17 protein-coding genes are annotated in these 25,403 nt (G+C 51.1%); 9 read left to right on the top strand and 8 right to left on the bottom strand.

What is annotated here, in order from left to right; translation table 11 throughout:
• Positions 1 to 153: 153 nt before the first annotated feature.
• The 3 genes from EJL04_RS13870 to EJL04_RS13860 form a co-directional block, all read right to left on the bottom strand.
• Positions 154 to 4,299, bottom strand: a complete 4,146-nt coding sequence (locus EJL04_RS13870) for a choice-of-anchor J domain-containing protein (RefSeq protein WP_125105426.1) — start codon at positions 4,297 to 4,299, stop codon at positions 154 to 156.
• Positions 4,300 to 4,324: 25 nt separating this feature from the next.
• On the bottom strand, positions 4,325 to 6,694 hold the full coding sequence (locus EJL04_RS13865) for a C10 family peptidase (protein WP_125105425.1): 2,370 nt from the start codon (positions 6,692 to 6,694) through the stop codon (positions 4,325 to 4,327).
• A 236-nt stretch (positions 6,695 to 6,930) separates the two neighbouring features.
• The gene (locus EJL04_RS13860; RefSeq protein ID WP_125105424.1) at positions 6,931 to 8,451 is read right to left on the bottom strand and encodes a helix-turn-helix domain-containing protein; all 1,521 of its coding nucleotides are present in this window, start codon (positions 8,449 to 8,451) and stop codon (positions 6,931 to 6,933) included.
• A 553-nt stretch (positions 8,452 to 9,004) separates the two neighbouring features.
• Between EJL04_RS13860 and dapB the strand changes: the two genes are divergently transcribed.
• The 5 genes from dapB (at position 9,005) to EJL04_RS13835 (ending at position 14,481) form a co-directional block, all read left to right on the top strand.
• The gene (dapB, locus tag EJL04_RS13855; protein ID WP_021856024.1) at positions 9,005 to 9,760 is read left to right on the top strand and encodes a 4-hydroxy-tetrahydrodipicolinate reductase; all 756 of its coding nucleotides are present in this window, start codon (positions 9,005 to 9,007) and stop codon (positions 9,758 to 9,760) included.
• 220 nt (positions 9,761 to 9,980) lie between these two features.
• Complete coding sequence (gene lepB, locus EJL04_RS13850; RefSeq protein ID WP_125105423.1) at positions 9,981 to 11,417, top strand: signal peptidase I; 1,437 nt, start codon at positions 9,981 to 9,983, stop codon at positions 11,415 to 11,417.
• Positions 11,418 to 11,627: 210 nt separating this feature from the next.
• On the top strand, positions 11,628 to 12,332 hold the full coding sequence (gene lepB, locus EJL04_RS13845; RefSeq protein ID WP_125105422.1) for a signal peptidase I: 705 nt from the start codon (positions 11,628 to 11,630) through the stop codon (positions 12,330 to 12,332).
• A 141-nt stretch (positions 12,333 to 12,473) separates the two neighbouring features.
• Positions 12,474 to 13,127: a WbqC family protein gene (locus EJL04_RS13840; RefSeq protein WP_125105421.1), complete on the top strand. Its 654-nt coding sequence runs from the start codon at positions 12,474 to 12,476 to the stop codon at positions 13,125 to 13,127.
• 802 nt (positions 13,128 to 13,929) lie between these two features.
• Positions 13,930 to 14,481, top strand: a complete 552-nt coding sequence (locus EJL04_RS13835; protein ID WP_021856020.1) for a DUF3332 domain-containing protein — start codon at positions 13,930 to 13,932, stop codon at positions 14,479 to 14,481.
• Between the two features lie 103 nt (positions 14,482 to 14,584).
• On the opposite strand, the gene EJL04_RS13830 is transcribed toward EJL04_RS13835, so the two are convergent.
• From EJL04_RS13830 to EJL04_RS13810, 5 genes are all read right to left on the bottom strand, one after another.
• Positions 14,585 to 15,019, bottom strand: coding sequence for a Fur family transcriptional regulator (locus tag EJL04_RS13830; RefSeq protein WP_021856019.1), 435 nt, complete (start codon positions 15,017 to 15,019; stop codon positions 14,585 to 14,587).
• A gap of 40 nt (positions 15,020 to 15,059) precedes the next feature.
• Entirely contained in the window at positions 15,060 to 16,961 is a 1,902-nt protein-coding gene (locus EJL04_RS13825) for a heavy metal translocating P-type ATPase (RefSeq protein ID WP_125105420.1), read from the bottom strand.
• 137 nt (positions 16,962 to 17,098) lie between these two features.
• Positions 17,099 to 17,476, bottom strand: coding sequence for a desulfoferrodoxin (locus EJL04_RS13820; RefSeq protein WP_021856017.1), 378 nt, complete (start codon positions 17,474 to 17,476; stop codon positions 17,099 to 17,101).
• A 441-nt stretch (positions 17,477 to 17,917) separates the two neighbouring features.
• Entirely contained in the window at positions 17,918 to 18,892 is a 975-nt protein-coding gene (locus tag EJL04_RS13815; RefSeq protein ID WP_125105419.1) for a hypothetical protein, read from the bottom strand.
• A 309-nt stretch (positions 18,893 to 19,201) separates the two neighbouring features.
• Positions 19,202 to 20,026 (bottom strand): alpha/beta hydrolase, encoded by an 825-nt coding sequence (locus tag EJL04_RS13810; protein ID WP_053397789.1) that lies wholly within the window; start codon positions 20,024 to 20,026, stop codon positions 19,202 to 19,204.
• 131 nt (positions 20,027 to 20,157) lie between these two features.
• Here EJL04_RS13810 and EJL04_RS13805 point away from each other — a divergent pair, with 131 nt between their 5' ends.
• From EJL04_RS13805 to EJL04_RS13790, 4 genes are all read left to right on the top strand, one after another.
• Positions 20,158 to 21,588, top strand: coding sequence for a sialate O-acetylesterase (locus EJL04_RS13805; protein WP_125105418.1), 1,431 nt, complete (start codon positions 20,158 to 20,160; stop codon positions 21,586 to 21,588).
• A gap of 66 nt (positions 21,589 to 21,654) precedes the next feature.
• Positions 21,655 to 22,185 (top strand): NUDIX hydrolase, encoded by a 531-nt coding sequence (locus tag EJL04_RS13800; protein ID WP_021856013.1) that lies wholly within the window; start codon positions 21,655 to 21,657, stop codon positions 22,183 to 22,185.
• A 367-nt stretch (positions 22,186 to 22,552) separates the two neighbouring features.
• On the top strand, positions 22,553 to 24,859 hold the full coding sequence (topA, locus tag EJL04_RS13795) for a type I DNA topoisomerase (protein WP_053397787.1): 2,307 nt from the start codon (positions 22,553 to 22,555) through the stop codon (positions 24,857 to 24,859).
• A 5-nt stretch (positions 24,860 to 24,864) separates the two neighbouring features.
• Positions 24,865 to 25,392, top strand: coding sequence for a shikimate kinase (locus EJL04_RS13790; RefSeq protein WP_021856010.1), 528 nt, complete (start codon positions 24,865 to 24,867; stop codon positions 25,390 to 25,392).
• The last annotated feature ends 11 nt before the right edge of the window (positions 25,393 to 25,403 follow it).

The raw sequence follows: 25,403 nt of genomic DNA, 5'->3' as shown, positions 1-25,403 counted from the left end.
TAAAAGACGGCCTTTTGCAAGTGTACTGATAGTCAGTCTGTTATTAACAAATATTCATTTCTGTCAGACAAGACGGCAGATATGCAGAATTTATGATTATATACATACATCTGCCAGACCAGGGCCTGCATGCTGCAATGTAGAATATTGCGGCTATTTGACCATGACTTTCTGTGTAGATGTGCTTCCGTCTGTATATGTCACCACGCGTATGTTAATACCTTTGACCATACCGTTGGTTTCACGTCCTGACACATCATAGTATTTAATGTCCTTGACGGCTTTTCCGTCAGCACCGATATCGCTGATGCCAGAGGCTGTGCCCCTTTCCATCTCGATGTTGTCGAGATAGATGACATCCTGATAACCTCCGGTAAATCCGTAGAATACAAAACTTATGTGAGATGCTCCGGCAAACTTGTCGAGCTTGACTTCATACTGTTTCCAGCCCTCTTCTGTGTCAGAGCCTACTACGTATTCGCCTGCAAACTCAATATCGCCGTCGTCGGCACGTACATAAACCATCACGATAGGTTTGTTGTTTGGATATGCCGTGGCGATGTTGTAAACCCAGAACTTCAGTGTAGAGTTCCAGTCGCCAAGGGCTATCTTCGGCGAAACGAAGCCTGCTCCGGTAAATGTTTCATACTGGTTGCCGTTGTACATATAGGCCACTCCGCCGTCGTTGTCCTGTGGCGTTGCTCCGTTGTAGCTCTCGCCGTCCGGATTAGTTACGCCCCATGTGATGTATGTATCCAGGCCGTTAACCACCATCCACGGCTCGGTTGACAGCTCCTTGTTGGCAAACGACTCCTTGAACGGCATCTCATAGAGCTTGCCGAGCACCACTTCTCCTACAAGAGCCTGGCCTTCGCCCTCTGTGTTTACTGCCGACACGGCGTAATAAGCCGTTTTCTGCTTGTCTGAAGGTTCGTTTTCTACCACGTATGAGTTATCTTTGACACCTTTCTCGATAAGTGTAAGAACCTTGTCTGTAGGATCATATTTGTAGACATTGAATGAAATCTCATCGGCAACAATCACTCCTCCGTTTGCACCGGTTTCAGGAATGTTCCATGAAATTATGGCATCCATGTTGTCGGCAGAGCCTTTCACCCTATAGTCTGACACCACCATCGGCACATCGCGTCCTACGAACAGCGTGTCATAGAGCACCTCGCTGCGTCCGTAAGAGTTAGAAGCCACAAGCATATATGTGTTCTGTCCGTGCAGAGCCTGAGTGTCTGTCCACTTAATCTCTGCTCCAGGCACTACGTCTTCTTTACTGAAAACAGGCGTGGGGCTCTGGCCTCGGTAAATCTCAACCTTAAGATTCTCTGTAAGTTTGTTGCCGTGATAGTCAACGGCGGGAGCCTTAAACGAGATGTCGGCCATCAGATCGCCATTGGCATAAGCCTCAGACTTGAAGTCGGTGAACTCGAACGGAGATGAAGCCGACTTGAGATAAGTGAGCGAAACATCGTCTATCTCGGCATTAGGATAGGCATACATGCCCGAAGCCTGAATGTTGAAGCCGAAGCAGAACTTGCCGCCTTCGGTCGTAATAATATTATGACTCTCCTTTATCGGCATATATCCTTCGTTTAAAGTCATGTCACCAATATATTCGCTTTGTGCTTCTTTCTCTTGCTCTGTGCCCATAAACACCTTATAGGTGATGTCGCTTCCTTGCATAGACATGATATTCGAATTATAGCCAAGCTCATACACAGAATTGGCATCAAGCTTGAACATCGGTGTATAGAGCCATGCATCAAGCTTTGTCTCGTCGTCCATGAGGTAGGCATAAAACGTCATTTTCTTATTGTTTTCGTCATATGTCCATCCGTAATAAGGATTAGCCTCAAGGTCGATTCCATCGAGAGTAGATTTATATAGCTCAGAAGCAGCGCGTGTGTCGAAGCTTTCAAGATATGGTGCTGTGTATATTCCTACAAAAGCAGAGTCGGAAACCACGCCGCCTTCGCCATATTCATTCTCTGCAACTACAGAATAGGTGTTGACGCCAACCTTACTGACAGTGGCGTCTGTCCAGCTGAGCGCAGTATTGACAGCCGGAGAGTCGAATACATGTACCGGACTTGTACTTCCGTTTCTGTAAACATTCACCTTGCTGATAGCTGAAAGCGGCTCATCATTAAGGTTCTTGTCAGGTGTTACAAAGCTTATTGTCGCAGCCATGGCATCGTCAGCATCAGGAGTAATCTTAAGTCCGCTGACAGGAGCCGGAGCCTTTGTCGCACCAATTTTTGTGACCGACACAGACTTGATCAGCATTAGCGAACCATTATTTTGTTTGTCGCTGAGATAGCGTATGCCTACATAATAGTCACCGTCTGCATCAATGTTAAATTCAGCTTTATAGTCGGAATAAGTTTCATAAAGTTCCAGTCCCTCTTCCTTTTTAAACAGCTTAAATGTGGAAATATCCTCAGGATCAGTGCCGATATACAATTCGAAGTCTTCAGGGTAGCCATTCATAAAAGTCTTCATGTTCATAGTAAAGCTATATCTTGTGCCTCCGTCCAGCTTTATGGCAGGCGTGATAAGCCAGTCGTCACCTTTAGATGTTTCAGATATTAAGTCTATACGCACGTCGCCGCTGTATCCGCTACGCCATGTGTTGCCGTCTTCGTTGGCGTCAATGACAGTGAAAAACTCTGTAAATACTGACGCATCGGCAAACGACTGCGAATAAGGTGTAGTGAAAGCATTGCCGCATATAATCTTGTTAGATTCAGAGTAGTTGCCTGATTTCCCGTTGTTAACGGCATAAACTCTGTAAGAATAGTTGCGCAAGTCCTGCGGTTCGTCTTCTGTAAAGGATGTTTCTTTGTAATTGTCGGCCACAGTTACACTGTCCGGCATACGCACGATGGTGTAAGTAAGATTGTCATAATCGACATAACCGCCATTCAAGCCACCTTCGGGGGCAGTCCAGCTTATGGTGTTCTTACCTTCGGCTTTGTCGTATGTAAACGTTAAGTTGCCTACTGTCTTAGGTATGTCATAACCGGCGTATTGGTCGACATATGCCAGTGGAGAGAAGCCCTCGTCATTGCTTAGGTTAACGGCAACGTAATGGTTGCCCTCTGTCAGCGACACCGGTATCGACACTCTGCTGCCTGCTTGTGCCTCTTCAGTCTTGATAATCTCACCGTCGAGCCACACATAAAGTACTGACTTTCCGAGCTGATTGCCGTCAAACGTAGTCGTAGGTACCTCGAACGATATAGTTCCTTCAAGTCCTCCGTCCTTATCGTAAGTCATCTTCAAGTCGTTTGCCTGTGCCGGAGCACCGTCCGGGGCCTCGTTGTCGAGAGACCATAGGGCCACAAACTGCTCGTTATTCTTGAAGTCGAGAATCTTCTTCGTCTCTGCCGTTGCCGGGTCAACAGAATATAGTGAGCTGCCGTCAGATGTCTGTGCTGCCCACAAGAACATGCCAGTGCGGCCGTCGTACATCATGTTCTGTACATATAGAATAGGCGTAATGCCGGTATATCCCACCAATGACGGCCGGGCAGTCTTGCGGTCTATCTTGTAAAGATCACCGTAGCCGTTGATGAAATACATCTCTCCATTGGGCACGGCAGCAAGCGTTACAACGTTATATCGGCCTCGGAAAGAGGCTATCTTGTCCATTTCGTCATAGTCAGGATTATATACGCACCAGTCAAGTCCGCTCAAGTCATCTTTATACTGAAATGAGTATATCCTGTTGTCCATAGGATTATATGCCATCGCAGACGACAGCAAGCCATAGCTCTTCTTGTCTGTGCCATAGGCGATGTTCTTCATCTCTGTCCAATTCTCGGTGTCAATGGTGATATATCTTGCACCATTCAGCATGCCCATTATAGACATTGCCGTGATGCCCACAAATCTATTGTGAGAATAAGCGCCTGTAAGGAAGTTATAGCCGAAGTTGGTTATATATCCCGTTGTCTGAGGCGACTCATTCATTTCAAACGAATACAATCCATACGGAACATCTGTAATTGAAGTGTTGGCCCACTCCGTGCTGTTTACTAAGGCTCCGTAGATTGTCCGCCCGTAAAAAGCATCAGTATCTGCAGCCGCATTCTTTCGGTCTGTCTTAAGTATCTTGGACATCTTTCCGGCTATTTTGGGCTCTGTCGGAACAAGCTTGAGCTCTATAGGTCCGGGCTTTCTGTTGTCGTTGACTGCTCTTTCAGAAATCTGTGCCTCCGCAAATGCTGTATGTGAAAGCATCGCGGCAATGGCTAAAAACTTAAATAATATGTTTTTATTCATATCTGATATATTGTTAAATCCTTATTTATTTTACAATCTTTACAGTTCGGCTACCCTGTCGGAGAATATAAATGCCTTCGGGAAGAGAGTTGACATCTGTGTTTGGAAGTCTTACACCGTTGATGTCATATATTGTAACAGGTTCGTTGCTGCCAGCCTCAATGCCGTTGACAGATGTAGTGGCATCAAGCTTAAACTGACAAACAGACATCTCGATAGGGCTCATGAAAGAGTATGTATTACCGTCGTAAAGCATCAGGCAGGCTGTGTATGTCTTGCCGGGAACGCCATTTTCAAATTGACCTCCGAACGAAACGCTCTTTGTTTCGCCTTCTGTCAGGAACAGATACTGTGGCTCAAGGCTGCCCATCTGCAGCGCTCCGCTCTCGTTGAAAAGGAAAAGACATAGCCATCCGCCAAATACGCCATCGCTGCACTTTACCTCTGTCGTGATGTCCATCGACATACGGTCTACACAAGTGTTGTCGGCGAATGACAGCTGTGATGCCGGTTCAACCACGGCAGCTTCTGCCGGAGCGGGCTTTACGGTGATGTCGCTGAACGAAGCTATGCGTCTGTTGTCGTCATCTACAATAGTCAGGCTGTAGACTCCTTCACTGAGATTGTATGCAGATACAAGTGAAAGGTCGATGCTTGCGCCCGGCTTGAGGTCGATTTTATACGGATTGCCGTCTGTTACACTGCGTTTGGTGTCTTTATCGACAATAGAAACCATTACTTCTCCAAGATAGTCAACGTCTCCGTTGTTTGTTATTGTGGCCTTAACTTCAGCGGGTATGCCCGAATAAACTTCAGAAGGAACAGTCATGTCGGTTGCATCCAGGTTAAAATAGTTTGGATATGAGAAGTGCTGCTTGCCGTTCTCAACGTTTACATAGATATAATTTGCATAGCCTACGTATTCGCTTCTGATGCGGTCCCAGTTGCCCTTGCCGCCCTGTACACGGCATACGGGGTATAAAGTGTATGTGCCGTCATTGAGAGTTCCGAGCGAGATGTTGTCAAACTGCGGGCCTACTATCTGATAGCCTACGGGCAAACGGACGTTCATACCTGTGTCGATAACCTTCAGAGTGTTTCCTGTTGCATCTGTCAGCATAAGTCCGTAGGTGTAGTTTGCGTCTTGCCAGCCTGCGTTGGCAATCATTCCGCATAGCCTGAAATTGAGAGTTGCGCCGTTGTCTACGGTTTCTTCAGAGGCTACAAGGCCTTCGGTAGATATCAGCTCGATGTCTGTCTCGCTGTCGGCCTGAGGACGCTGTATACCTGTAATTATATATTGATCGTAGTTGAATCCTCCTGTTGAACCGCCAATGCCCTGTGATGACGGCTCAAGGGCTGACGTGCGGAAGTAGCCGTTGCTCATGCCTCCCCATCCCCAGTTGACGTGAATCAGGCCGTTGCGGTCGTATCCGTCGAACACGAAGGCATGTCCTCCGGCAGAAGAACGGCCGAGGGCAACTATCGGGCGGCCGTTGTCTATCTCATTGATTATGATGTCGTCCCATTCGGCACAGCCGTAGTTGGTGCGTGTACGATAGGCAATGCCTTTGTCATAATTGAAGTATGTGTAGAGTGCAAACGGCACCGATTCGCTGGTTGCGCCGCTTGATATAGAGTATTCCATGTCTACTGCGATACCGCAATGCAGCATAAGCTGTGCAACAGCCTCGCGGCTTGCATCGCTGCTGCTGTCGTCGTATTTGGGAAGCATGTCGTTCCAGGCATACGAAGTGCTGCCAAAATCGGCTGTAAGTGAGCCGCCGTTGAGTATAGAAGGCATATATGTATGAGAGCCTTTGCCTTGTTCAGGCCACTTATGATAGTACATCACCTGAGCCATGGCTGTGGCCACGCATCCTGTTGCGCATCTCGAATTGAGGTCGTATACGGGACACATGTCGTTGTATGGAGAGTCCTGATTCCACTGTATGTCGCCGAGCAGGGGCTTGACTTCCTTGTCCAGGATGTTATTTTCTTCGGCTGTGGCTGTCGTCTTGCTGTTTCTTATATATGTAATTTGGTCAATGTATCCGGTAAACCAGTTTTTAATATGTGCCGGAAGCTTGTCATAGTCGAATGTTCCGGTGTCGCTGTATCCCAGAATCGCGCTGGCTCTGTCGTCGGCCGACACGATAACGAAGCCGTTTGCTGCGTCATTGTTAAACACATAAAAGCATTTTTTGCCATCTGTGTTTGCTGCTGTGTAAGCCAACTTCAATGGTTTCAGCACTGACGGGGCGATTCTGTTGGGTCCTGCCGGACTCTTTAAGAAATTCTCCGCGATTTTCTGTGCCTGAGCTTGCGTTACATCCTTGGCCGCGGATGTCAGCGCAAACAATGCACTTAAAAGAAGAAGAGTAATTGTTTTCATAATGTTACTGTTAATTGGTTTCACGCTCACAAATATAGATAAAATGAAATAAAAGTGGGTTAAAAAGTAACAGTCAAGTATTTCTAATTCTTAAATTAGAAAGTAAAAGTCCATGAAATGGGCGTTTTCTTACGCTAAATCAAATTTCTTTTATTGGAAAGTTGATTCAACGGATATGTGTATCAGGCATGTTGCCTGAATGTGAAGAATGCCATGAAAATGTATTTCCGGAATGTTCAGATGCTGCTTTTTGAAATCTTCTGGTAAAGTGAAGGAGTCATTCCTGTCATTTTTTTGAAAGCTGCGATAAAGTTAGAGGCTGACTTGTAGCCAACGCTTTCGGATATTCCTTGTATGCTGTAGTTGCCGTAGTGTTCGTTGTCCATCATTCGCTTCATCGCAACCTTTATGCGGTATTCGTTTACAAAGGAGCGGAAGTTCTTGCCGAAAGTTGAGTTTATGGTCTGTGATACATAGTTGGTGTTCGACTCTGTCATCCTTGCAAGTGTCTGCAGGTTGAAGTCCGGGTTACAGAATGTCTCCTCGTCTTCCATGACCAAAAGTATTTTCTGCAAAAGGTCATCGTGTCCTGTGGCCGTGGCAGCCTTGTCGTCGTGTTCCTCCGCACCGTCTGAAGTTGTTTTATGTTCTTTCCGTTCCATGCTCATGCGGTATCTGCGTTCAGCTTCAAGCAGTTCGCTGTTGCGTCTGAACAGCTCCACATTAGCTGTGTGTAACTTTTGTCTCTGTCGGTATACCACAACAACGGCAAGCACGGCGATGACTACAATCATGACTAGCATCAGCAGCATTGCCTGCTGCTGTGAATTGGTTTTTTCCAGATTGTTTATGGTGTTGGTAGTGCGTTTCTTTTCGTTGGTCTGATAATTCGTCTTAATCTTTGAAAATTCATTGAGATTAAGCAGTGAGTCGGCATATCTGAAATATTCACTCTGGTAGTGTAGGGCGCGTTCTTTATCTCCCATCTTTGTATATATGCGCATAAGCCCTTTGTAGCAGTCAACATAAAGAAAGGCATGGTTGGTTACATGAGCCAGTGAGTCGTATTTATGAAGATATACTAAAGCTTCGGTTAAATTGCCTTTGTTTTCGTAACATTGGTATATTTCCGAATATGCATATATTTTCATTTCTTCCGGCAGCTTATATTTATCCACGATGTTTAATACCTTTTTCATCCACAAAGCTTTGGTGCTGTCGTCTTTGCGGTTGCCGGCAATAAAGCCCTTGTTGAAACAGTAGAAGTATGCTATCTTTCCGCGGTTTATGCCTTTAAGCTGTCTTATCTTGTTGTTGGTGTATTCTGCATAGTTGATGTCACCTATTTCGCAACTGGCTCCGACCATGTTATTCAGAAATTTGAATTGCATCTCAGAGTTGCCTGCGTCAACGCTGAGAGAATAGCCTTTTTTGTAAATTTCGAGTGCTTGTGCATAATCAGAATACAGCGAATAAATACCTCCTACGTTGTAGTATGCGTCCGTAAGGCGTATGGTGTCATGACTCTTCATCTGCTCTTGCGCCTGTATGTATTTCAGAAAGGCAGACAGAGAGCTGTTATATTCATTCTTGTTGAATTCGGCCTTTGCTTTATTATACAGTGCGCCTGTATTGTCTTTGCTGTATGCCTGTGTGGCTGGTGTGGCAAAATAAAGACATAATAACAGGATGGAGGTATTTAAGATGTTTTTTATGGGCAGCATCGGAGTAAGTAAATATTGATGTGCAAATATCATAAATTTTTTATTATCTGACAAAATAAAGATATGATATTTACTAAAACTGTTCAATTATTTCTAATAAGTGATATTGCGGTGCTTTGATGAGCGGCAGCGTATCGTTGCTTGTTTCTTTATGTCGTCTGTATATGGAGATGACGGCTTTTGCTTCATGAATGGTGTATGTGCAAAGTAAGTAAATCATCCGCATTTTCCAAAAGACGGCATATCGCATTGCAAAAGGTGCCCTTTTACACGCTGAAAGGCCACCTTTTAGAAGCTAAAAGACGGCCTTTTGCAACGCACTGAGCCACAGCGTGTTACAAGGGCGGATGCCGTCGGCGTGCGTTCTGCCTTCATTATGGCCGCCGGCAGCCGGCGTTGCGTGCCCTGTGCGGCTGTTTCGGCCTTGTCAGTAGGCCCGTTCCGGGGGCTTATATCGGCGCAAGTGGCGGTGTGGCAGCGTGTTGCGTGCATAAAAATAAGTTATGCAGAATTAAAAAAACTCTTTTATTTTGTTTTCTCTCTGACTTATGTTATCTTTGCAGATGATTTAAATCGCGATTTAATTATGAAAATAGCTCTTATCGGCTATGGCAAGATGGGCAAGATGATTGAGCAGATAGCCCTTGGCCGTGGCCACCAAATTGTAAGTATAATCGACATCGACAACCAGCAGGACTTCGACAGCGAGGCCTTTGCCTCGGCTGATGTTGCCATCGAGTTCACCAATCCTACTGCCGCCTACGGCAACTATCTCAGGGCCTTTGCGCACAACGTCAAGGTGGTGTCGGGCTCTACGGGATGGATGAAAGACCACGGCGACGATGTCAGAAAGATGTGCGCCGAGGGCGGACAGACCCTCTTCTGGGCCTCTAATTTCAGTATAGGCGTGGCCATATTCTCGGCCGTAAACCGCTATCTGGCAAAGATAATGAACGGATTTCCGCAGTATTCGGTTACAATGGAGGAGACTCATCACGTGCATAAGCTCGACGCTCCGAGTGGCACGGCAATAACTCTTGCCGAGGAGATAATAGACAATCTCGACCGCAAGGACAGCTGGGTGAAGGGCACTCTGACGGCTCCCGACGGCCATATAGAAGGCTCTGCCGACTGCGCCGACAACGAGTTACGCATCGACTCGGTGCGCCGTGGCGAGGTGCCGGGCATACACACCATTGCATACGACAGCGAGGCCGACTGCATAACCATCACTCACGACGCCCATTCGCGCAAGGGCTTTGCCCTGGGAGCAGTGCTCGCAGCCGAATATACGGCACAGCACAGCGGACTGCTGACGATAAGTGATATGTTTAAGTTTTAAACTTTAGGAGTTAAAGTAGTTAAAGAAGTTATCGCAGGCTGTGCCTGCTAAGTAGTTAAAGTCATTAGCCTTGAAGGCTTTTTGCACGTGTGCAATGTGTATGTGATTATTTATATCAATAATAATCCTCAAGGGTAATGACTTTAACTCCTAAGCCGTACTTGTACGGCGATAACTACTTTTAACTCCTTTAACTACTAAACAATAAATATTTACACCAATGATTGACAAAGAAAAGAAAAAACTTAATATGAAGGTGCAATGGACCAAGTTTGCCGTTGTAACCCTGTTGTATCTCATTTTCCTCTACTGGCTTGAGAGCTGGCTCGGACTTATCGTCGTTCCGTTTATCTTCGACGTCTACATAACAAAGAAGATACGCTGGCAGTGGTGGAAAGACTCAGAGCGCCCCGTGCGCTTCATCATGTCGTGGGTAGATGCCTTGGTGTTCGCCCTCGTGGCCGTCTATTTCATCAACCTGTTCTTCTTCCAGAACTATGTCATACCTTCTTCGTCGCTCGAGAAGTCGCTTCTCACCGGCGACTACCTCTTCGTGAGCAAGGTAAGCTATGGTCCGCGCATACCGCAGACGCCCCTCACCATGCCGCTCACACAGCACACGCTGCCCGTGTTCGGCTGCAAGTCGTACATCGAATGGCCGCAGTGGGACTATCGCCGCGCAAAAGGCCTGGGCAAGGTTGAGCTCAACGACATCGTGGTGTTCAACTATCCGGCAGGCGACACGCTCGTGTCAAGCCCGCAGTATCAGGCTGCCGACTACTATCAGATGTGCTATTCTTACGGCAGTCAGCTGATAATGGACCATCCAGACATGTCGAAACTCACTCCGCAGCAGCAGCGCGACTGGTACAACAGAGTGTATAACATCGGACGAAACTACATCCTCGACAATCATCCTGAGTTCGGTTCGATAATCTCAAGGCCCGTTGACCGCCGCGAAAACTATGTTAAGCGCTGCGTGGGTCTGCCCGGACAGACGCTCCAGATAAAGGACCGCATAGTGTATCTCGACGGCAAACCCAACAAGGAACCCGACAATGTGCAGTATACATACAACGTGAAGCTCAACCAGCCGCTGCCCGATGACCTCATGCATGAGCTGGGAATAAGCATGGAAGACCTTACGAGTCTTAACCAGAACGGATACATGCCGCTGACTAAGAAGGCCGCAACGGCACTGGCAAAGCGCCGCGACCTCGTGGCAAGCATAGCTCTTAACACCGAGGCTACCGTGGGAGACATCTATCCGCTGAACGCCTACACGGGATGGACACGCGACAACTATGGTCCGGTATGGATTCCGCAGAAGGGCAAGACCATAACTCTCAATATGAAGAACATTGCCGTTTACGAGCGCCCTATACGTGTATATGAGGGCAATCAGCTTGAAGTCAAGAACGGAAAGATATACATAAACGGCAAGCAGACAGACAAGTATACGTTCAAGATGGACTATTACTGGATGATGGGCGACAACCGCCACAACTCGGCCGACTCGCGTTACTGGGGCTTTGTGCCTGAAGACCACATCGTGGGCAAGCCTATCTTCATCTGGTGGAGCAGCGATCCCGACCGCAGCGGATTCTCAAAGGTGCGCTGGAGCCGCCTGTTCCGTTTTGTTGATAATATAAAATAAAAGCAATATATTAAGGACTTTGAACTGAGAAAGGAAGTAGGGCGCCGGCCGTAAGGCCCGTTTGCACGGCGCAGGCAGCGTCTTGACGCGCCACGGCATCTGCCGCATCGGCAAATAACAAGGCTGTAAAGAGAGGCCGGCAAGCATCAGCCCGACGGGTCTGCGCCTTACTTCTTCACTCTTGCTTCATAACTCTTAATCCTAAGGACTATGAGAAGTGCGCTCAAGTTTGTGATGGCGTTGATAGTCACAATCTTGTTGATGTTGGCTTTCCGCGCTTTGGTGTTTACCGTTTACACGGTCAGCGGCTCAGGGCTTGAACCCTGCTTTGTCAGTGGCGACCGCGTGCTGGTAAACAGGTGGAGCTATGGCCTGCGCACGGGCGGCGGTCCTTACTTCAGATACACGCGCTGGATGCCATCGCCCGTTGAGCGCGGCGACCTCGTGGCCTTCAACTGTCCGGCCGACTCATCCGTTCCATTCACAAGTCTTCCTGTAAGCGCCTGCTATTGCACTGGCGTGCCCGGCGACACCGTCATGGCCGACGGCGTCAGACTGATGGTGCCCGGCAGAGACCACATAGTAAAGGTGAGCGAGAGCAACATGCGCCTGCTCTGCTTTCTGTATAACAGATACGAGGGGCGCAACGCAGAGATTGCAGACGGCCGCCTTATCGTGGACGGAGCAGAGACACGCTGCGCAGCCTTCGGCAACGACTACTACTGGTTCAGTTCGGGCCGTCCCTCAGAGCCATACGACTCGCGCTTCTTCGGCTTTGTTCCCGAGACACACATCATCGGCAAGGTGTCGGTGCTGCTCTATTCTGTCGACCCTTCGCTGCCGTTCTACGAGTGCCTGCGCCCCGGACGCAACATGCAGCTCATAAGAAAGCCCAGACCACTTGACGCAGAATAACTGCACTGCCGGGCTTAATCCTGCCGTCTGCGGCGCTCTTGGCCGCCATTCTTATGACGGCAGACAGCCGCGTTGAGGCGTTGAAATGGCGCATTAAGATAACAGCAAACATTTAAAGAAACAACAAATCCACCCCATATCATGTCAGAAGCATTGCTTTCATCGGCCTATTTCGGCCCCGTACAATGGTATCAGAAACTCAACCGATACGACAAAGTCAGGGTTGAGGCTTACGACAGTTTCATCAAACAGACCTACCGTAACCGCTGCGTGATAGCCACCGCCAACGGCCTGCAGGCCCTTACGGTGCCCGTGGAGCGCACCGCCGACGGCCAACGGCCCGATGAACAGGGGCAGGTGCCAAAGTGCCTTATGAAGGATGTGCGCATAAGCAACCACGGCAACTGGCGCCACATACACTGGAACGCGCTGATGAGCGCCTATGGCGAGTCGCCGTTCTTTGAGTATTATGCCGACGACATCAGGCCGTTTTTTGAGAAGGAGTGGACCTTCCTTTACGATTTCAACGCTGAGATATGCGCCAAAATGTGCGAACTCATCGACATAGAGCCTCATGTGGAGCCTACTGCGGGCTACATGTTCAGCGACGAGGCAGAAGGCATGGGCATCGACGACTACCGCGACGCCATACGCCCTAAGCACAGCATGCCCGACCCGATGTTCGCTCCAAAGAGATATTATCAGGTGTATGAGCAGCGCCACGGCTTTCAGCCTAACCTCAGCATACTCGACCTGCTGTTCAACATGGGCACCGAGAGCGTGCTCTATCTGTAGACATAACGGCTCAATGAGGCCCTGTCCGGCTGCCTGATTGAGCCGATTTTCTTGCGGTTTCATCGTGCCAACACGCCCGGAAACGCTGCCGGCTTTCGATTTTTTAACTCTTGCGCTTTCGCGTTTCTTTACAAAATAAATTTCCGTTTGAGACATTCCGCTGTCCGTTTTATAACACTCCGCACAGCCGTTTATGGCTGTTTTTTCCCATTTCACCGCCATTTACGGCCAAATCTGCCATGTTTTGCGCCCAGTTTCACTGCTTTTTGCCATGCAGTTGGCTACATCTTGCCGTGTAAAAGGTGGTCTTTTGCATGCCGAAAGGCCACCTTTTGCACGGCAGCCGCATTGCTATTGATGCGGCTTAAGACGTAAGTGACATGCAGCCAGGCGGTTACGCATTTAACACAAAAACGCCTGTTTTTTCCGTTCTGACCGCGCTTTCGTGCCCGGCATTGCCGTTCTGAGAGCCTTAACCGGATTTGCGGCTCATGTTGCTTTAACACAGTTTAACCCGCTGCCAGCCTTGGCCGGTCAGCCGTCGGCGGCATGTCGCCCGTCGTTCAGAAACATTCTCACCGGGCATCGGTGCCGAATGGCTGCGGCAGAAGGTATTAGAAGCTGTGCAGCTGCGCACGGTGCGGCGTGTAAACCCTTTGTAAACAAATACAGCAAGAACATTTTTCGTAGATTAAAATGACTAATTTTTCGGTTTTTCATATTTTTTATTACTACATATCCACGTTTTTTAAATTATTGTATTAGATTTGTAACCTGTTAATTCATTTAAACTAAGAAAACCATGTACAACAAAACATTAAAATCTTTTCTTCTTATCATGATTGCCTCAGTGGTCATGAGTTCTTGCATAGGTTCGTTCGGCCTGTTCAACAAAGTGCTCGACTGGAACAAGGATGCCACGGGCAACAAGTTCCTCAACGAACTTATCTTCATCGTCATTTCGCCCGCCTACGTGCTGTGCGGAACGGCCGACTTGCTTGTCCTTAACACCATCGAGTTCTGGTCAGGCTCAAATCCTCTGGCCGAGAATGTAGGCAAGACGGAGAGCATAATGGGCAGCGACGGCAAGCTGTATGCCGTTACCACGCTCAAGGACGGCTACGAGATAAAGGATGCCGACGGCAATGTGATGAACTTTACATATAACGAGAAGGACAACACTTGGGCTGTTGAAAAAGACGGAACCACAACCGTGCTGCTCAAGATGAAGGGCAACGACACGGCGCAGATATATCTGCCGGGCGGCAAGACCATGGACGTTACGCTCGACAAGCAGGGCCTTTATGAGGCAAGAATGGCTGTCAACGAGGGCGTTTACTTCGCTGCAAGATAACAACGGGGCGGCGCTGCCGCTGTAAATACGCATTAAGGGCGGAAAGATGCGTGCCTGCGCGGCATGCGGTCTTTCCGCCCTTAACTGTTGTTATGTCTTCATTCTATTTGCGCCCGAGCTTCTCTGCACATTCAGGGCAAAGGCCCTTTATCACGTAGTTGATGCTGTTGAGCACGAAACCGCCCGGCAGGCTCACCACGGGCACGTGTATGCGCTTCAGGCAGAACGTGCGCTGACAGTTCTCGCAGTAGAAGTGTGTGTGTTCGTCTTCCACTCCGCAGTCGCAGTCGTCGCTGCATACGTTGTATTTAAGGCTGCCGCTTCCGTCGTCCACCACATGTATGAGGCGGTTCATCAGAAACACCGACAGAGTGCGCGATATGGTGCTCTTGTCTACTGTCGGCAGCAGTTTCTCGAGCTGCGGCAGCGACACCGTCTCGTCGCCCCTGAACATCGCCCGCAGAATCAGCAGGCGTGTGGCCGTCGGCTTTATGCCGCGGTGCTTCAGTTTGTCTATATAGTATTGTTCAGATGCCATTTCGGTGCAAAAATAACTCTATTTGTCCGAAAAGCAAAATTTAGTGGCCATTATTTCTGTTTGTGCCGCTGCGCTCTCCGGCCGCTCTGCCGAAGAATATCCTTGTGGCGTTGAGCACGGCCAGCAGTGCCACGCCCACATCGGCAAACACAGCCCCCCAGAGGTTTGCCATGCCCGCAAGTCCGAGCAGCATCACTGCCACCTTTATGCCGATGGCCATCACTATGTTCTGCCTTACCACGCTTACGGTGCGCTTGCCGGCCCTTATGGCCTCAGCCACCTTCGACGGATGGTCGGTCTGGATGACCACGTCTGCCGTCTCGACGGCCATGTCTGAGCCCATCGCACCCATGGCAATGCCCACGTTGCTCAGTGCAAGCACAGGCGCGTCGTTGATGCCGTCGCCCACGAAAGCCACGTTGCGGCCCTCGCGCTGCAGCTGTTCTATATGCCTTACCTTGCCCTCCGGCATCAGGTCGCCGTATCCCTTGTCCACCTTAGTCTCGGCTGCCACCTTGTCTACGAGTGCCTGCTTGTCGCCCGAAAGTATGTCCATGCGGCTTATTCCGCACTTTCTGAGCCTTCTGACGGCCTCTGCCGCGTCGTCCTTAAGCGTGTCGGCAAGTAGTATGTAGCCCTCATATCGGCCGTTCTTGGCGCATGCCACGATGGTCTCGGGCACGCTCTTCAGCTCCTCCGGATAGCTTATGTTCTCGCGGTCGAGCAGCCTTAGCGTTCCGGCAAGCCATCTGTCGCCGCCTGCCGTGGCCGTCATGCCGTAGCCGGGCAGGTCTTTCACGTCGCTCACCTCTGCCGTCCTGTCGCCTGCATATGCAGTTATAGCCTTGGTAATGGGGTGGTTGCTGCTGCGCTCCATAGCCGCAACGGTGGCCAGCAGCTTGCCGGTGTCGTTGCCGCAGACCTTAGTTACGGAGAATACTCCGCGCGTCAGCGTGCCCGTCTTGTCGAACACCACGGTGTCGATATGCGTCACGGCGTCGAGCCAGTTGCCGCCCTTGAAAAGTATGCCGTGCCTTGATGCCGCGCCGATGCCTGCGAAATAGCTCAGCGGTATGCTTATGACGAGGGCGCAGGGGCACGATATAACGAGGAATATCAGTGCGCGGTAGAACCATGTGCTGAAGTCGTAGACGAAGCCGGTGCCTGCTGCCGACCAGATGTAAGGCACGATGACGGTGAGTGCTGCCAGCGCTATTACGGCAGGGGTGTATATCCTTGCAAACTTGCGTATGAAGAGTTCGGCAGGCGCCTTGCGCTCCGATGCCTCCTCGACCATCTTCAGTATGCGTGCCACGGCGCTCTCGCTCTCGGGCCGTGTAACCTTTATCCGCGCCACGCTCTCCGTGGCTATCATGCCGGCAAGCACCTCGTGCCCGTTCTCAATGGTGCGGGGTATGCTCTCGCCGGTAAGCGCAGCCGTATTGAAGGCAGCGTCGCCGCTTGTCAGTATGCCGTCGAGCGGCACGCGTTCGCCCGGCTTAACCTCGATGATTTCGCCCGGAATGACGTTTTCGGGCTTGTCGGCCACCTTATGATTGCCCCTTACTATGACAGCCATCTTGGGGTGAAACTCCATCAGGCTGCGTATGTTGTCGCGCGCCTTGTCGACGGCCATGTCCTGAAGTGTCTCGCCCACGCAGTAGAACAGCATCACGGCCACTGCCTCGGGATATTCGCCTATGATGAAGGCGCCTATCGACGCTATTGTCATGAGCATGAACTCGCTGAACACTTCCTTCTTCATTGCGCACTCCCATGCCTCGCGCATCACGCCGAGTCCTACGGGCAGGAACGCCAGGATGAACCATGCCAGGCGCACAATGCCGTTGTTGAAGATTACGGCTCCTCCTTCGGTGAAGCATATTCCGGCCATGAGCATGAAGAAGGAGATTATCGGTTTCTGAAATTTCTTGGTTACCATGTCCTTTGTCTTTAGTTTGTCTTTTTACTGATGCAAAGGTAGCCGATATGCGATGCAACCCGGTTGCAAAGTTGGGGTAACAACGAAAAGAGGCCCGACAGCGAGTGTCGGGCCTCCGTGTGAGCATGATATTGTGATTATTTTGATCTCCAATGTCCGTGCAGGTTGCAGTATTCGCGTGCGTACACGTTCTTGCAGTCGGTGTAGAACACAGCCTCCGGCTTCTCGCCCGGCTTGAGGTGCTTGCGCTGAACCTTGTCGCACTCAACCAGTTCGATCCACTCGATGTAGTGGTTTTCGAGCATAGGGTGCTCAACTTCGCCCACTTTAACTCTGTAGCCGCCCTCGATAGGCTCTACAACGGGCACGTGCTTCTCTGTAGCAGCGTCAACGGTGTTCTCTGTAAGCAGCTCCATGGGCTGTCCGCAGCACGACAGTGTGCCTCCTGCCTCGTGCATAACTTCTACTATGTTGCCGCATACGGCACAGCGGTAAACTTCTTTCAACTTTGTCATGATAATACTCTTTTTTAGTTGTTTAAAACTCTTGTTCGTAAGATACGGATAGTTTCTGTATCTGATACAAAGTAACTAAAAATATCTGAGAATCCGTTTCTTTTTTCGCCATATTTTTGTTTTACCGGCGTTTTTTATGGTTAAAACACTTATTAATTCTTATTTTAACTATACCCGTGCCGCATTCTGCATGCTGTCATGTCTGTTTTCGTATGCTCGAAAACAACCTGTATTCTGCCGCCTTTCATGCAGTCGGGATATGGCCTGCGTGCCGCCGTTTTCCGAAAGGTGGCCTTTTGCCTTCTGAAAGACCACATATTGCACGCTAAAAGGCCACCTTTTAGAAGCTAAAAGATGGCCTTTTGTAAGTCGTTGAATATCAGGCTTGTCGGCGGCTTGCCCGTCGTGGCTGTTCCGGTTGCAGCCGGAGCGTCTTCTGCCTTATGTCTCTGCCATATACAGCTTGAGCTCTTCGGGCGTCATCCTGCGGTAGATGCAGTAGAGTTCAGTGGGCCCTTCGCCGTTGTTTCCCTGCAGTCTTCTGATTATTCTCATTTCGTGGTCGTTGAGAGTGATTATCCTGAAGCCCCTGTCGGCATCGGCGGCCAGCTGGAAACTGTTGGCCCTGTACGTGTATCTGATGCTCTCGCTGGCCGTTGCCTCAGCCTCGCCCTGCTGCGTCATCCATGTTATGGTGTCGGCGGCGATGAAGCAGCTGTATGCCATGTCTTGCCCGTTGTCGCTGTATATGTTGGCCACGTCGTATCTTCCGGCCATCTCCATCCTGTGCGCCTCGGTGCATTTCCATCCTCTTCCCACGGCGTAGCGGCTGAAATATTCGCTCGTTATCCTCATCTGTTCAGGCAGAGTGGGGTACTTGTCGTTGAGCGAGTCGAGGTCGTAGGGATGGTCCTTTATGCATTCTGCAAGTTCGGTGCTGCTCATTGCCCTGTATGTCGAGTAGACATAAATCTTCTTTCCGTTGCCGTCGATGGCCTGGTATTTTATCAGTTTCATCTCGTTCTCGTTGAGCGAGATTATCTTGAACATCTCTTTTCCGTCGGCCATGAGGCTGTTGGAGCCTTCGTCGTAGGTGTAGCTCCTCTTGCGGTATCCGCTTATAGGGTAGGCGTCGATGTACGAGTAGGTGGTTACGCTGTCGCCGCTGAACGAGTAATCCGAAGGACTTGCGCCCACCAGACCGCTCCAGTATTCTTCTTTCTCGAACGTTCCGTTGCTCTTTATCTCGTGCGACTCAACGTGCGTCCATCCCTTTCCGTCGAGAGTAGCGGTTACATATTCCGCCGTCATCTGCTGCGGTATGGGTATGTTGAAGTCTTCATCGTCGCTGCATGCGGTCAGGGCCGACATTGCGAATGCCAGCAAAAGCATCGTAAAGATATTCAGGTTTTTCATAAGCATTGTGTTGAAAGTAACATCTGCAAATATAATGTTTTTCTGTTTAGATTGTAGCTTATCTGACATAAAAAAGCGAAAAAATGTTTCGTTTTAACAAAATATCTGCCGTCTTGCCCCTCATGCCGCATCCCGCAGGCGCTTCAGGAGCGCTGCCGCCGGGGCATGCTGTTGCCGCATATATGACGCAAAAGAGCCGGCGGACAGCCTGTGCACGGTCTGTTGTCGTGCTGCTGTCCGCCGGCTCCGTTATGTCTTGCGCCCCCGCTCATGCCTGCCGGCTCGCCGGGCCGCTGTGTCTGTCGGTTGTCAGAAGCTCCTGAGCCATGCCTTCAGCTCAAGCTGCATCTCGTTGTGATACTTGAAGCTGTCGCGGTTGCCCCATCCGTGGCCGCCCGAGGGGTATACATGGAGCGTGGCCGGAACGTCGTGGCGGTAGAGCTCAATGTAGTAGTTCACTCCGTTGGCCGGCAACACCACGCGGTCGTCGTCGCTCAGGGCTATGAATGCGCGCGGCGTCATGCGCGACACGTGCAGGTCGTTGCTGTAGCTGTTCTCGTCCTTTTTCCTTGCGTTGCTGCCCAGCAGGTTGTCGTGCGAGCCCTTGTGGGTAATGTCGGGCATCATGGTTATCACCGGATAGAACAGTATCTGGAAGTCGGGGCGCGCGTCCTTGGCTGCATGCGTGGCAACGGTAGATGCCAGATGGCCGCCTGCCGACGAGCCCATTATGCCCACGTCGTCGGGATTTATGTTCCAGTTGGCGGCGTTGCGGCGCACCAGTCTGATAGCCTCCTCGGCGTCAGATATGGGCACATCCTTCTCGCCGTGCGGCATTCTGTATTTCAGCACGATGGCAGCTATGCCCATGTTGTTGAAGAACGGCGCCCAGTCGTAGCCCTCATGGTTCATGGCCAGATGCTGGTAGCCGCCTCCGGGACATATCACCACGGCGCGTCCCGTGGCCGATTTCTTTTCAGGAAGAAACACCTTGACCTTTGCCGTGTCGCCCGCGTCGCTGCTCTTCACGGCCGGACCGTTGGGCCAAAGGTTTATTTCATAACTCTGTTGTGCGCTCATGTTGAGGCTCAATGCCAGCATCGCTGCCGCAAATAATAGTTTTTTCAGTGTCATTGTTGTAAGGAATGATTGTTAATGCCTTGTTTTTTGTTAATTTATTCAAGGCGTTTTTGCAAATATACTGATTTTTTTTGTAATATTGCAGTCTGTTTGATTATTATAACAAAATATAAAACAGACAGATTATGCGTAAACTATTTTTAATGATTTCAGCCCTGTTCCTGATGCACGCAGGCATGCAGGCAAAGGTCAGGCTGCCTCATGTCCTGGGCGACAACATGGTGATCCAGCAGGATGCCGACGTGCGCCTGTGGGGCAGTGCCAAGCCTAATTCTACGGTGAAGGTCAGCGTGTCGTGGAGCGGCGATGCCTATTCGGCAAAGGCCGACCGCAAGGGCGAATGGCAGCTGACGGTGAAGACGCCCAAGGCTGACAACAAGCCGCTCACCGTAAGGTTTGACGACGGCGACGGCGAGGTGGCCCTCAGCAACCTGCTTGCAGGCGAAGTGTGGGTATGTGCCGGACAGAGCAACATGGAGATGCCCATAAAGGGATTTGAAAACTGCCCCGTGGAGGGATATAACGACGTGGTGGCCGATGCGGTCAACTCATCGCTGGTGCGCTTCGTGAAGATACCGAGCGTGATGAGCATGACGCCGCTCAGCGACGCCAACTGCGAGTGGAAGGTGTGCAGCCCCACAACGGTGGGCGACGCAAGTGCCACGGGCTACTTCTTCGCACGTAAGGTGAGCCGCATGCTCAACGTGCCCGTGGGTCTTATCATGGCCAACAAGGGGGGCTCGAAGGTGGAGAGCTGGCTGACAAAGGAGAACCTGAAGAAGTATACCGACGAGCCTGTTGACTCGCAGGCCATAGTGAAGAAGTATCCTGCCGACTATCACCGCGCACTGATGTGGGGCAACGGCACGTTCAGTCCGATACTGAAGTACACCGTGAAAGGCATTCTCTTCTATCAGGGATGCTCTAACGTCGGCGACCCGGGCAACCAGTATTCAGACCGCCTTGCGCTGCTGGTAAGGCAGTGGCGCGACGCCTTCGGCTGCGGCGAGATTCCGTTCTACTTCGTTCAGATAGCACCTTACGACTACGGAAACGTTGACGCCGACTGGGGCGCAAAGCTGCGCGAGCAGCAGGTGAGGGCGCGCGACATAATACCCAACAGCGGCCTTGTGTGCACCAACGACTGCGTGTATCCGTGGGAGGCGCGCCAGATTCATCCCGCACAGAAGCAGAAGGTGGGCGAGCGCCTGGCTTTTCTCGCACTGAACAAGACCTACGGACAGGAGACGATATTGTGCGAGAGCCCTGAGTTTAAGGAGCTTAAGATAGAGGGCGACACATGCTGCATAAGGCTGAAGAACGACTACGGAGGCGTAAGCCGTCTTGACGACATGCAGGGATTTGAGGTGGCCGGCGCCGACAAGGTGTTCCATCCTGCCAAGGCAAGCTACGACAACGCCAGGGGCATAGTAGTAACCTGTCCTGAGGTTAAGGCTCCCGTGGCCGTGCGCTACTGCTTCAAGAACTTCCAGCTGGGCAACGTGGCCAACATGGGCGGGCTGCCCCTGCTGCCTTTCCGCACTGACAATTGGTAAAAAGACTATATCAAGCTTCACGGCCCTGCGCGGCCGTGGAGCTTTTTTAATGTAAAACGCAGAGATATGAATCTATTGGAAAAGTTTGAGTATTGCCCCGTTTGCGGCAGCTCCCATTTCGAGAAAGACACGCAGAAGAGCAAGAAGTGCAGCAACTGCGGCTTTGAGTATTTCATGAATCCGGCGGCCGCCGTGGTGGCATTCATCACCAACGACAAGGGCGAGCTGCTGGTAGAGAAGCGCAACAACGAGCCTGCCAAGGGCACGCTCGACCTGCCCGGCGGATTTGCCGACGTGCTTGAGACGGCCGAGGAGAGCATCATGCGCGAGGTGAAGGAGGAAACCGGGCTCACCGTTACCGAGGCACGCTATCTGTTCAGCCTGCCGAACGTATACCGCTATTCGGGGCTCGACATACAGACGCTCGACATGTTCTTTGCCTGCAAGGTGGAAGACGCGTCGCAGCTCAAGGCCATGGACGATGCCGCCGAGTGTATGTGGATAGCCCCCGAGGACATCCATACAGAGCTGTTCGGCCTGCGCTCTGTGCGCCAGGGCCTTTATGAGTATCTCAACATCGACGGAAACAGACGCTGACGGCAGCGCTGACGTCGGGATACGGCAGCCGCCCTTTGCAACACATTGAGTTTCAGTGTGTTGCAAAAGGCGGCTTTTTAGCTTCCAAAAGACCGTCTTTTACAAGGCGAAAGGTCACCTTTTGCAGTGCGTTTTGCCGTCTTTTGCAAAACGTGCTGCCGGGGCCCGGCCTTCGTGCGCATATATGTAAACATATTTCATGCCTGAGATGCCCGCAGCAGCTATGCCGGGCGGTTTTAAATATTGATACGTGTAAAATACTTAAAAGTTATGCAAAAAACTAAAAAAACAGAAAAATAGCCTATTATATAAGGTGTATGAAAAAGTTTTGCTTACATTTGCGCCCTAATTGAAAATATAAACCGTGATGCAGAAAAATCTTGTAATTGTCGAGAGTCCGGCAAAGGCCAAAACGATAGAAAAGTTTTTGGGCAAGGACTACAAAGTTATGTCAAGCTACGGACATATACGCGATTTGAAGAAAAAGCAACTCAGCATAGATATAGACACTCTTCAGCCCGACTATGAAATACCTGAGGAGAAGAAGAAACTCGTCACCGAGCTGAAGAACAACGCGCAGAACTCTGAGAAGGTGTGGCTCGCATCCGATGAGGACCGCGAGGGAGAAGCCATATCATGGCACCTCTGCGAGGTGCTCGGACTTGACGAGGAGAAGACCAACCGCATCGTGTTCCACGAGATAACAAAGCCCGCCATACTCGAGGCCATAAAGCATCCGCGCCACCTTGACATGAACCTTGTCAACGCGCAGCAGGCGCGCCGCGTGCTCGACCGCCTTGTGGGCTTCAAGCTTTCGCCCGTGCTCTGGCGCAAGGTCAAGCCGGCCCTGTCGGCAGGACGCGTGCAGAGCGTTGCCGTAAGGCTCATCGTTGAGCGCGAGCGCGAGATACAGGCGTTCAAGAGCGAGCCTTATTTCCGCGTGAGCGCCATATTCGGCGTTGAGGCACCCGACGGCTCTATGTCGGAGCTGAAGGCCGAACTCGACAAGCGCTTCAGCACGCACGACGAGGTGATGGCATTCTTAGAGAAGTGCAAGACAGCCGGATTCACCGTCAGCGCGATAACCAAGAAACCGCTGAAGCGCACACCGGCGCCCCCGTTCACCACGTCAACCCTGCAGCAGGAGGCAGCCCGCAAGCTGGGCTTCACCGTGTCGCAGACCATGATGGTGGCGCAGCATCTGTATGAGAACGGACGCATAACCTACATGCGTACCGACTCTGTCAACCTGTCGTCGCTCTGCATCAACTCGAGCAAGGAGGAGATAATAAAGCTCTGGGGCGAGGACTACAGCAAGCCGCGCCAGTATCACACCCACTCTAAAGGCGCGCAGGAGGCACACGAGGCCATACGCCCCACATACATGGAGAACACCGAGATAGACGGCACGCAGCAGGAGAAGCGCCTCTACGAACTGATATGGAAGCGCACGGCAGCATGCCAGATGGCCGACGCGCAGATAGAGAAGACCACCGTGACGATAAGCATCGACGGAACGGAAGAGCAGTTTGTGGCAAACGGCGAGGTAGTCAAGTTCGACGGATTCCTGAAGGTTTACCGCGAGTCGTTCGACGATGACGACAACCAGGAGGAGACATCACACATACTGCCCCCGATGACCGAGGGACAGACGCTGCAGCGCCGCGAGGTTACGGCCACACAGCGCTTCAGTCAGGGACCGCTCAGATACACCGAGGCAAGCCTCGTGCACAAGCTCGAGGAGCTGGGCATAGGCCGCCCGTCAACATACGCCCCGACCATAAGCACCATACAGCAGAGAGAGTATGTGCAGAAGGGCGACAAGAAAGGAGAGGAGAGACAGTATATCGTAGACGTGCTCCACGGCAACGTGGTGAGCGAGAAGACCAAGACGGAGACCGTGGGCAACGAGAAAGGCAAGCTGCTGCCCACAGACATCGGCATGGTGGTGAACGACTTCCTGCTGAAATACTTCCCGACAATCATGGACTACAACTTCACTGCCAAGGTGGAACAGCAGTTCGACACCATTGCCGAGGGCAAGTCGCAGTGGACATCCATGATAAAGAACTTCTACAAAGACTTCGAGCCTACCGTAGAGCAGACCATGAACACGCGCGAGGAGCACAAGGCCGGAGAGCGCGAGCTGGGCATCGACCCCGCAAGCGGCAAGCCCGTGTTCGTTAAGATTGGCCGCTTCGGTCCCGTCGTTCAGATAGGCAAGGCCGAGGACGAGGAGAAGCCGCGCTTCGCACAGATGCCGTCGGACAAGAGCATCGAGACCATAACTCTTGAAGAGGCGCTCGAGCTGTTCAAGCTGCCGCGCACGCTAGGCGAGTTCGAAGGCTCGCCCGTCATAATAGGCGCAGGCCGCTTCGGCCCCTACGTCATGCACGCCAAGAAGTATGTTTCGCTGCCCAAGAACGAGAATCCGCTGACCGTTACGCTCGCCACGGCCATACAGCTCATAGAGAGCAAGCGCCAGCAGGAGACACAGCGCCACATCAAGGCCTTTGAAGAAGAGCCAAAGCTCGAGGTGATGAACGGCCGCTACGGCCCTTATCTGGCCTACGACGGCAAGAACTACCGCCTGCCGAAGAACCTTCATGACAAGGCCGCAGAGCTGTCGCTCGAGGAATGTATGGAAATCATAAACACATCAAAGAAGAAATAACGCCGATGACAAGAATCCTTATCATTGGATATATGGGTGCCGGCAAGACCACCCTGGGCAAGGTGCTGGCCAAAGACCTCGGCCTGCAGTTCTACGACCTCGACTGGTATATCGAGGGCCGCATGCACAAGACGGTGGCGCAGATATTTGCCGAGCGCGGCGAGGAAGGCTTCAGGACGATAGAGCGCAACATGCTCCATGAGGTGGCCGAGTTTGAGGACGTCGTGATAAGCTGCGGCGGAGGCACACCCTGTTTCTACGACAACATGCAGTATATGAACGCGCAGGGCGACACAGTCTATCTGAAAGCCTCTCCCGAAGTGCTCAGCGCACACCTCAAGATGGGCAAGACGGAGCGCCCGCTCCTTAAGGGCAAGACTCCCGAAGAGCTGCGCGACTTCATCACCTGCCAGCTTGCCGCCCGCGAACAGTACTATACACAGGCCCGACACGTGTTCAACGTCGAGGTGCTTGACAGTTATGATAAAATACAAACATCCGTAACTAATCTGCGGACATTGCTTAATATTTAAATTTTACAGCC

Source organism: Prevotella marseillensis (assembly GCF_900625065.1).
Taxonomy (GTDB): domain Bacteria; phylum Bacteroidota; class Bacteroidia; order Bacteroidales; family Bacteroidaceae; genus Prevotella; species Prevotella rara.
The sequence above is the reverse complement of the archived record's forward strand: the minus strand, read 5'-3'. Positions and strand labels throughout refer to the sequence as shown.

Coding starts and splice junctions, on each gene's coding strand:
- EJL04_RS13870 (WP_125105426.1), bottom strand. CDS start 4,299: ATGAATAAAAACATATTATTTAAGTTTTTAGCCATTGCCGCGATGCTT.
- lepB (WP_125105423.1), top strand. CDS start 9,981: ATGATTGACAAAGAAAAGAAAAAACTTAATATGAAGGTGCAATGGACC.
- EJL04_RS13835 (WP_021856020.1), top strand. CDS start 13,930: ATGTACAACAAAACATTAAAATCTTTTCTTCTTATCATGATTGCCTCA.
- EJL04_RS13825 (WP_125105420.1), bottom strand. CDS start 16,961: ATGGTAACCAAGAAATTTCAGAAACCGATAATCTCCTTCTTCATGCTC.
- EJL04_RS13865 (WP_125105425.1), bottom strand. CDS start 6,694: ATGAAAACAATTACTCTTCTTCTTTTAAGTGCATTGTTTGCGCTGACA.
- lepB (WP_125105422.1), top strand. CDS start 11,628: ATGAGAAGTGCGCTCAAGTTTGTGATGGCGTTGATAGTCACAATCTTG.
- EJL04_RS13800 (WP_021856013.1), top strand. CDS start 21,655: ATGAATCTATTGGAAAAGTTTGAGTATTGCCCCGTTTGCGGCAGCTCC.
- dapB (WP_021856024.1), top strand. CDS start 9,005: ATGAAAATAGCTCTTATCGGCTATGGCAAGATGGGCAAGATGATTGAG.
- topA (WP_053397787.1), top strand. CDS start 22,553: ATGCAGAAAAATCTTGTAATTGTCGAGAGTCCGGCAAAGGCCAAAACG.
- EJL04_RS13820 (WP_021856017.1), bottom strand. CDS start 17,476: ATGACAAAGTTGAAAGAAGTTTACCGCTGTGCCGTATGCGGCAACATA.
- EJL04_RS13840 (WP_125105421.1), top strand. CDS start 12,474: ATGTCAGAAGCATTGCTTTCATCGGCCTATTTCGGCCCCGTACAATGG.
- EJL04_RS13810 (WP_053397789.1), bottom strand. CDS start 20,026: ATGACACTGAAAAAACTATTATTTGCGGCAGCGATGCTGGCATTGAGC.
- EJL04_RS13815 (WP_125105419.1), bottom strand. CDS start 18,892: ATGAAAAACCTGAATATCTTTACGATGCTTTTGCTGGCATTCGCAATG.
- EJL04_RS13830 (WP_021856019.1), bottom strand. CDS start 15,019: ATGGCATCTGAACAATACTATATAGACAAACTGAAGCACCGCGGCATA.
- EJL04_RS13805 (WP_125105418.1), top strand. CDS start 20,158: ATGCGTAAACTATTTTTAATGATTTCAGCCCTGTTCCTGATGCACGCA.
- EJL04_RS13790 (WP_021856010.1), top strand. CDS start 24,865: ATGACAAGAATCCTTATCATTGGATATATGGGTGCCGGCAAGACCACC.
- EJL04_RS13860 (WP_125105424.1), bottom strand. CDS start 8,451: ATGATATTTGCACATCAATATTTACTTACTCCGATGCTGCCCATAAAA.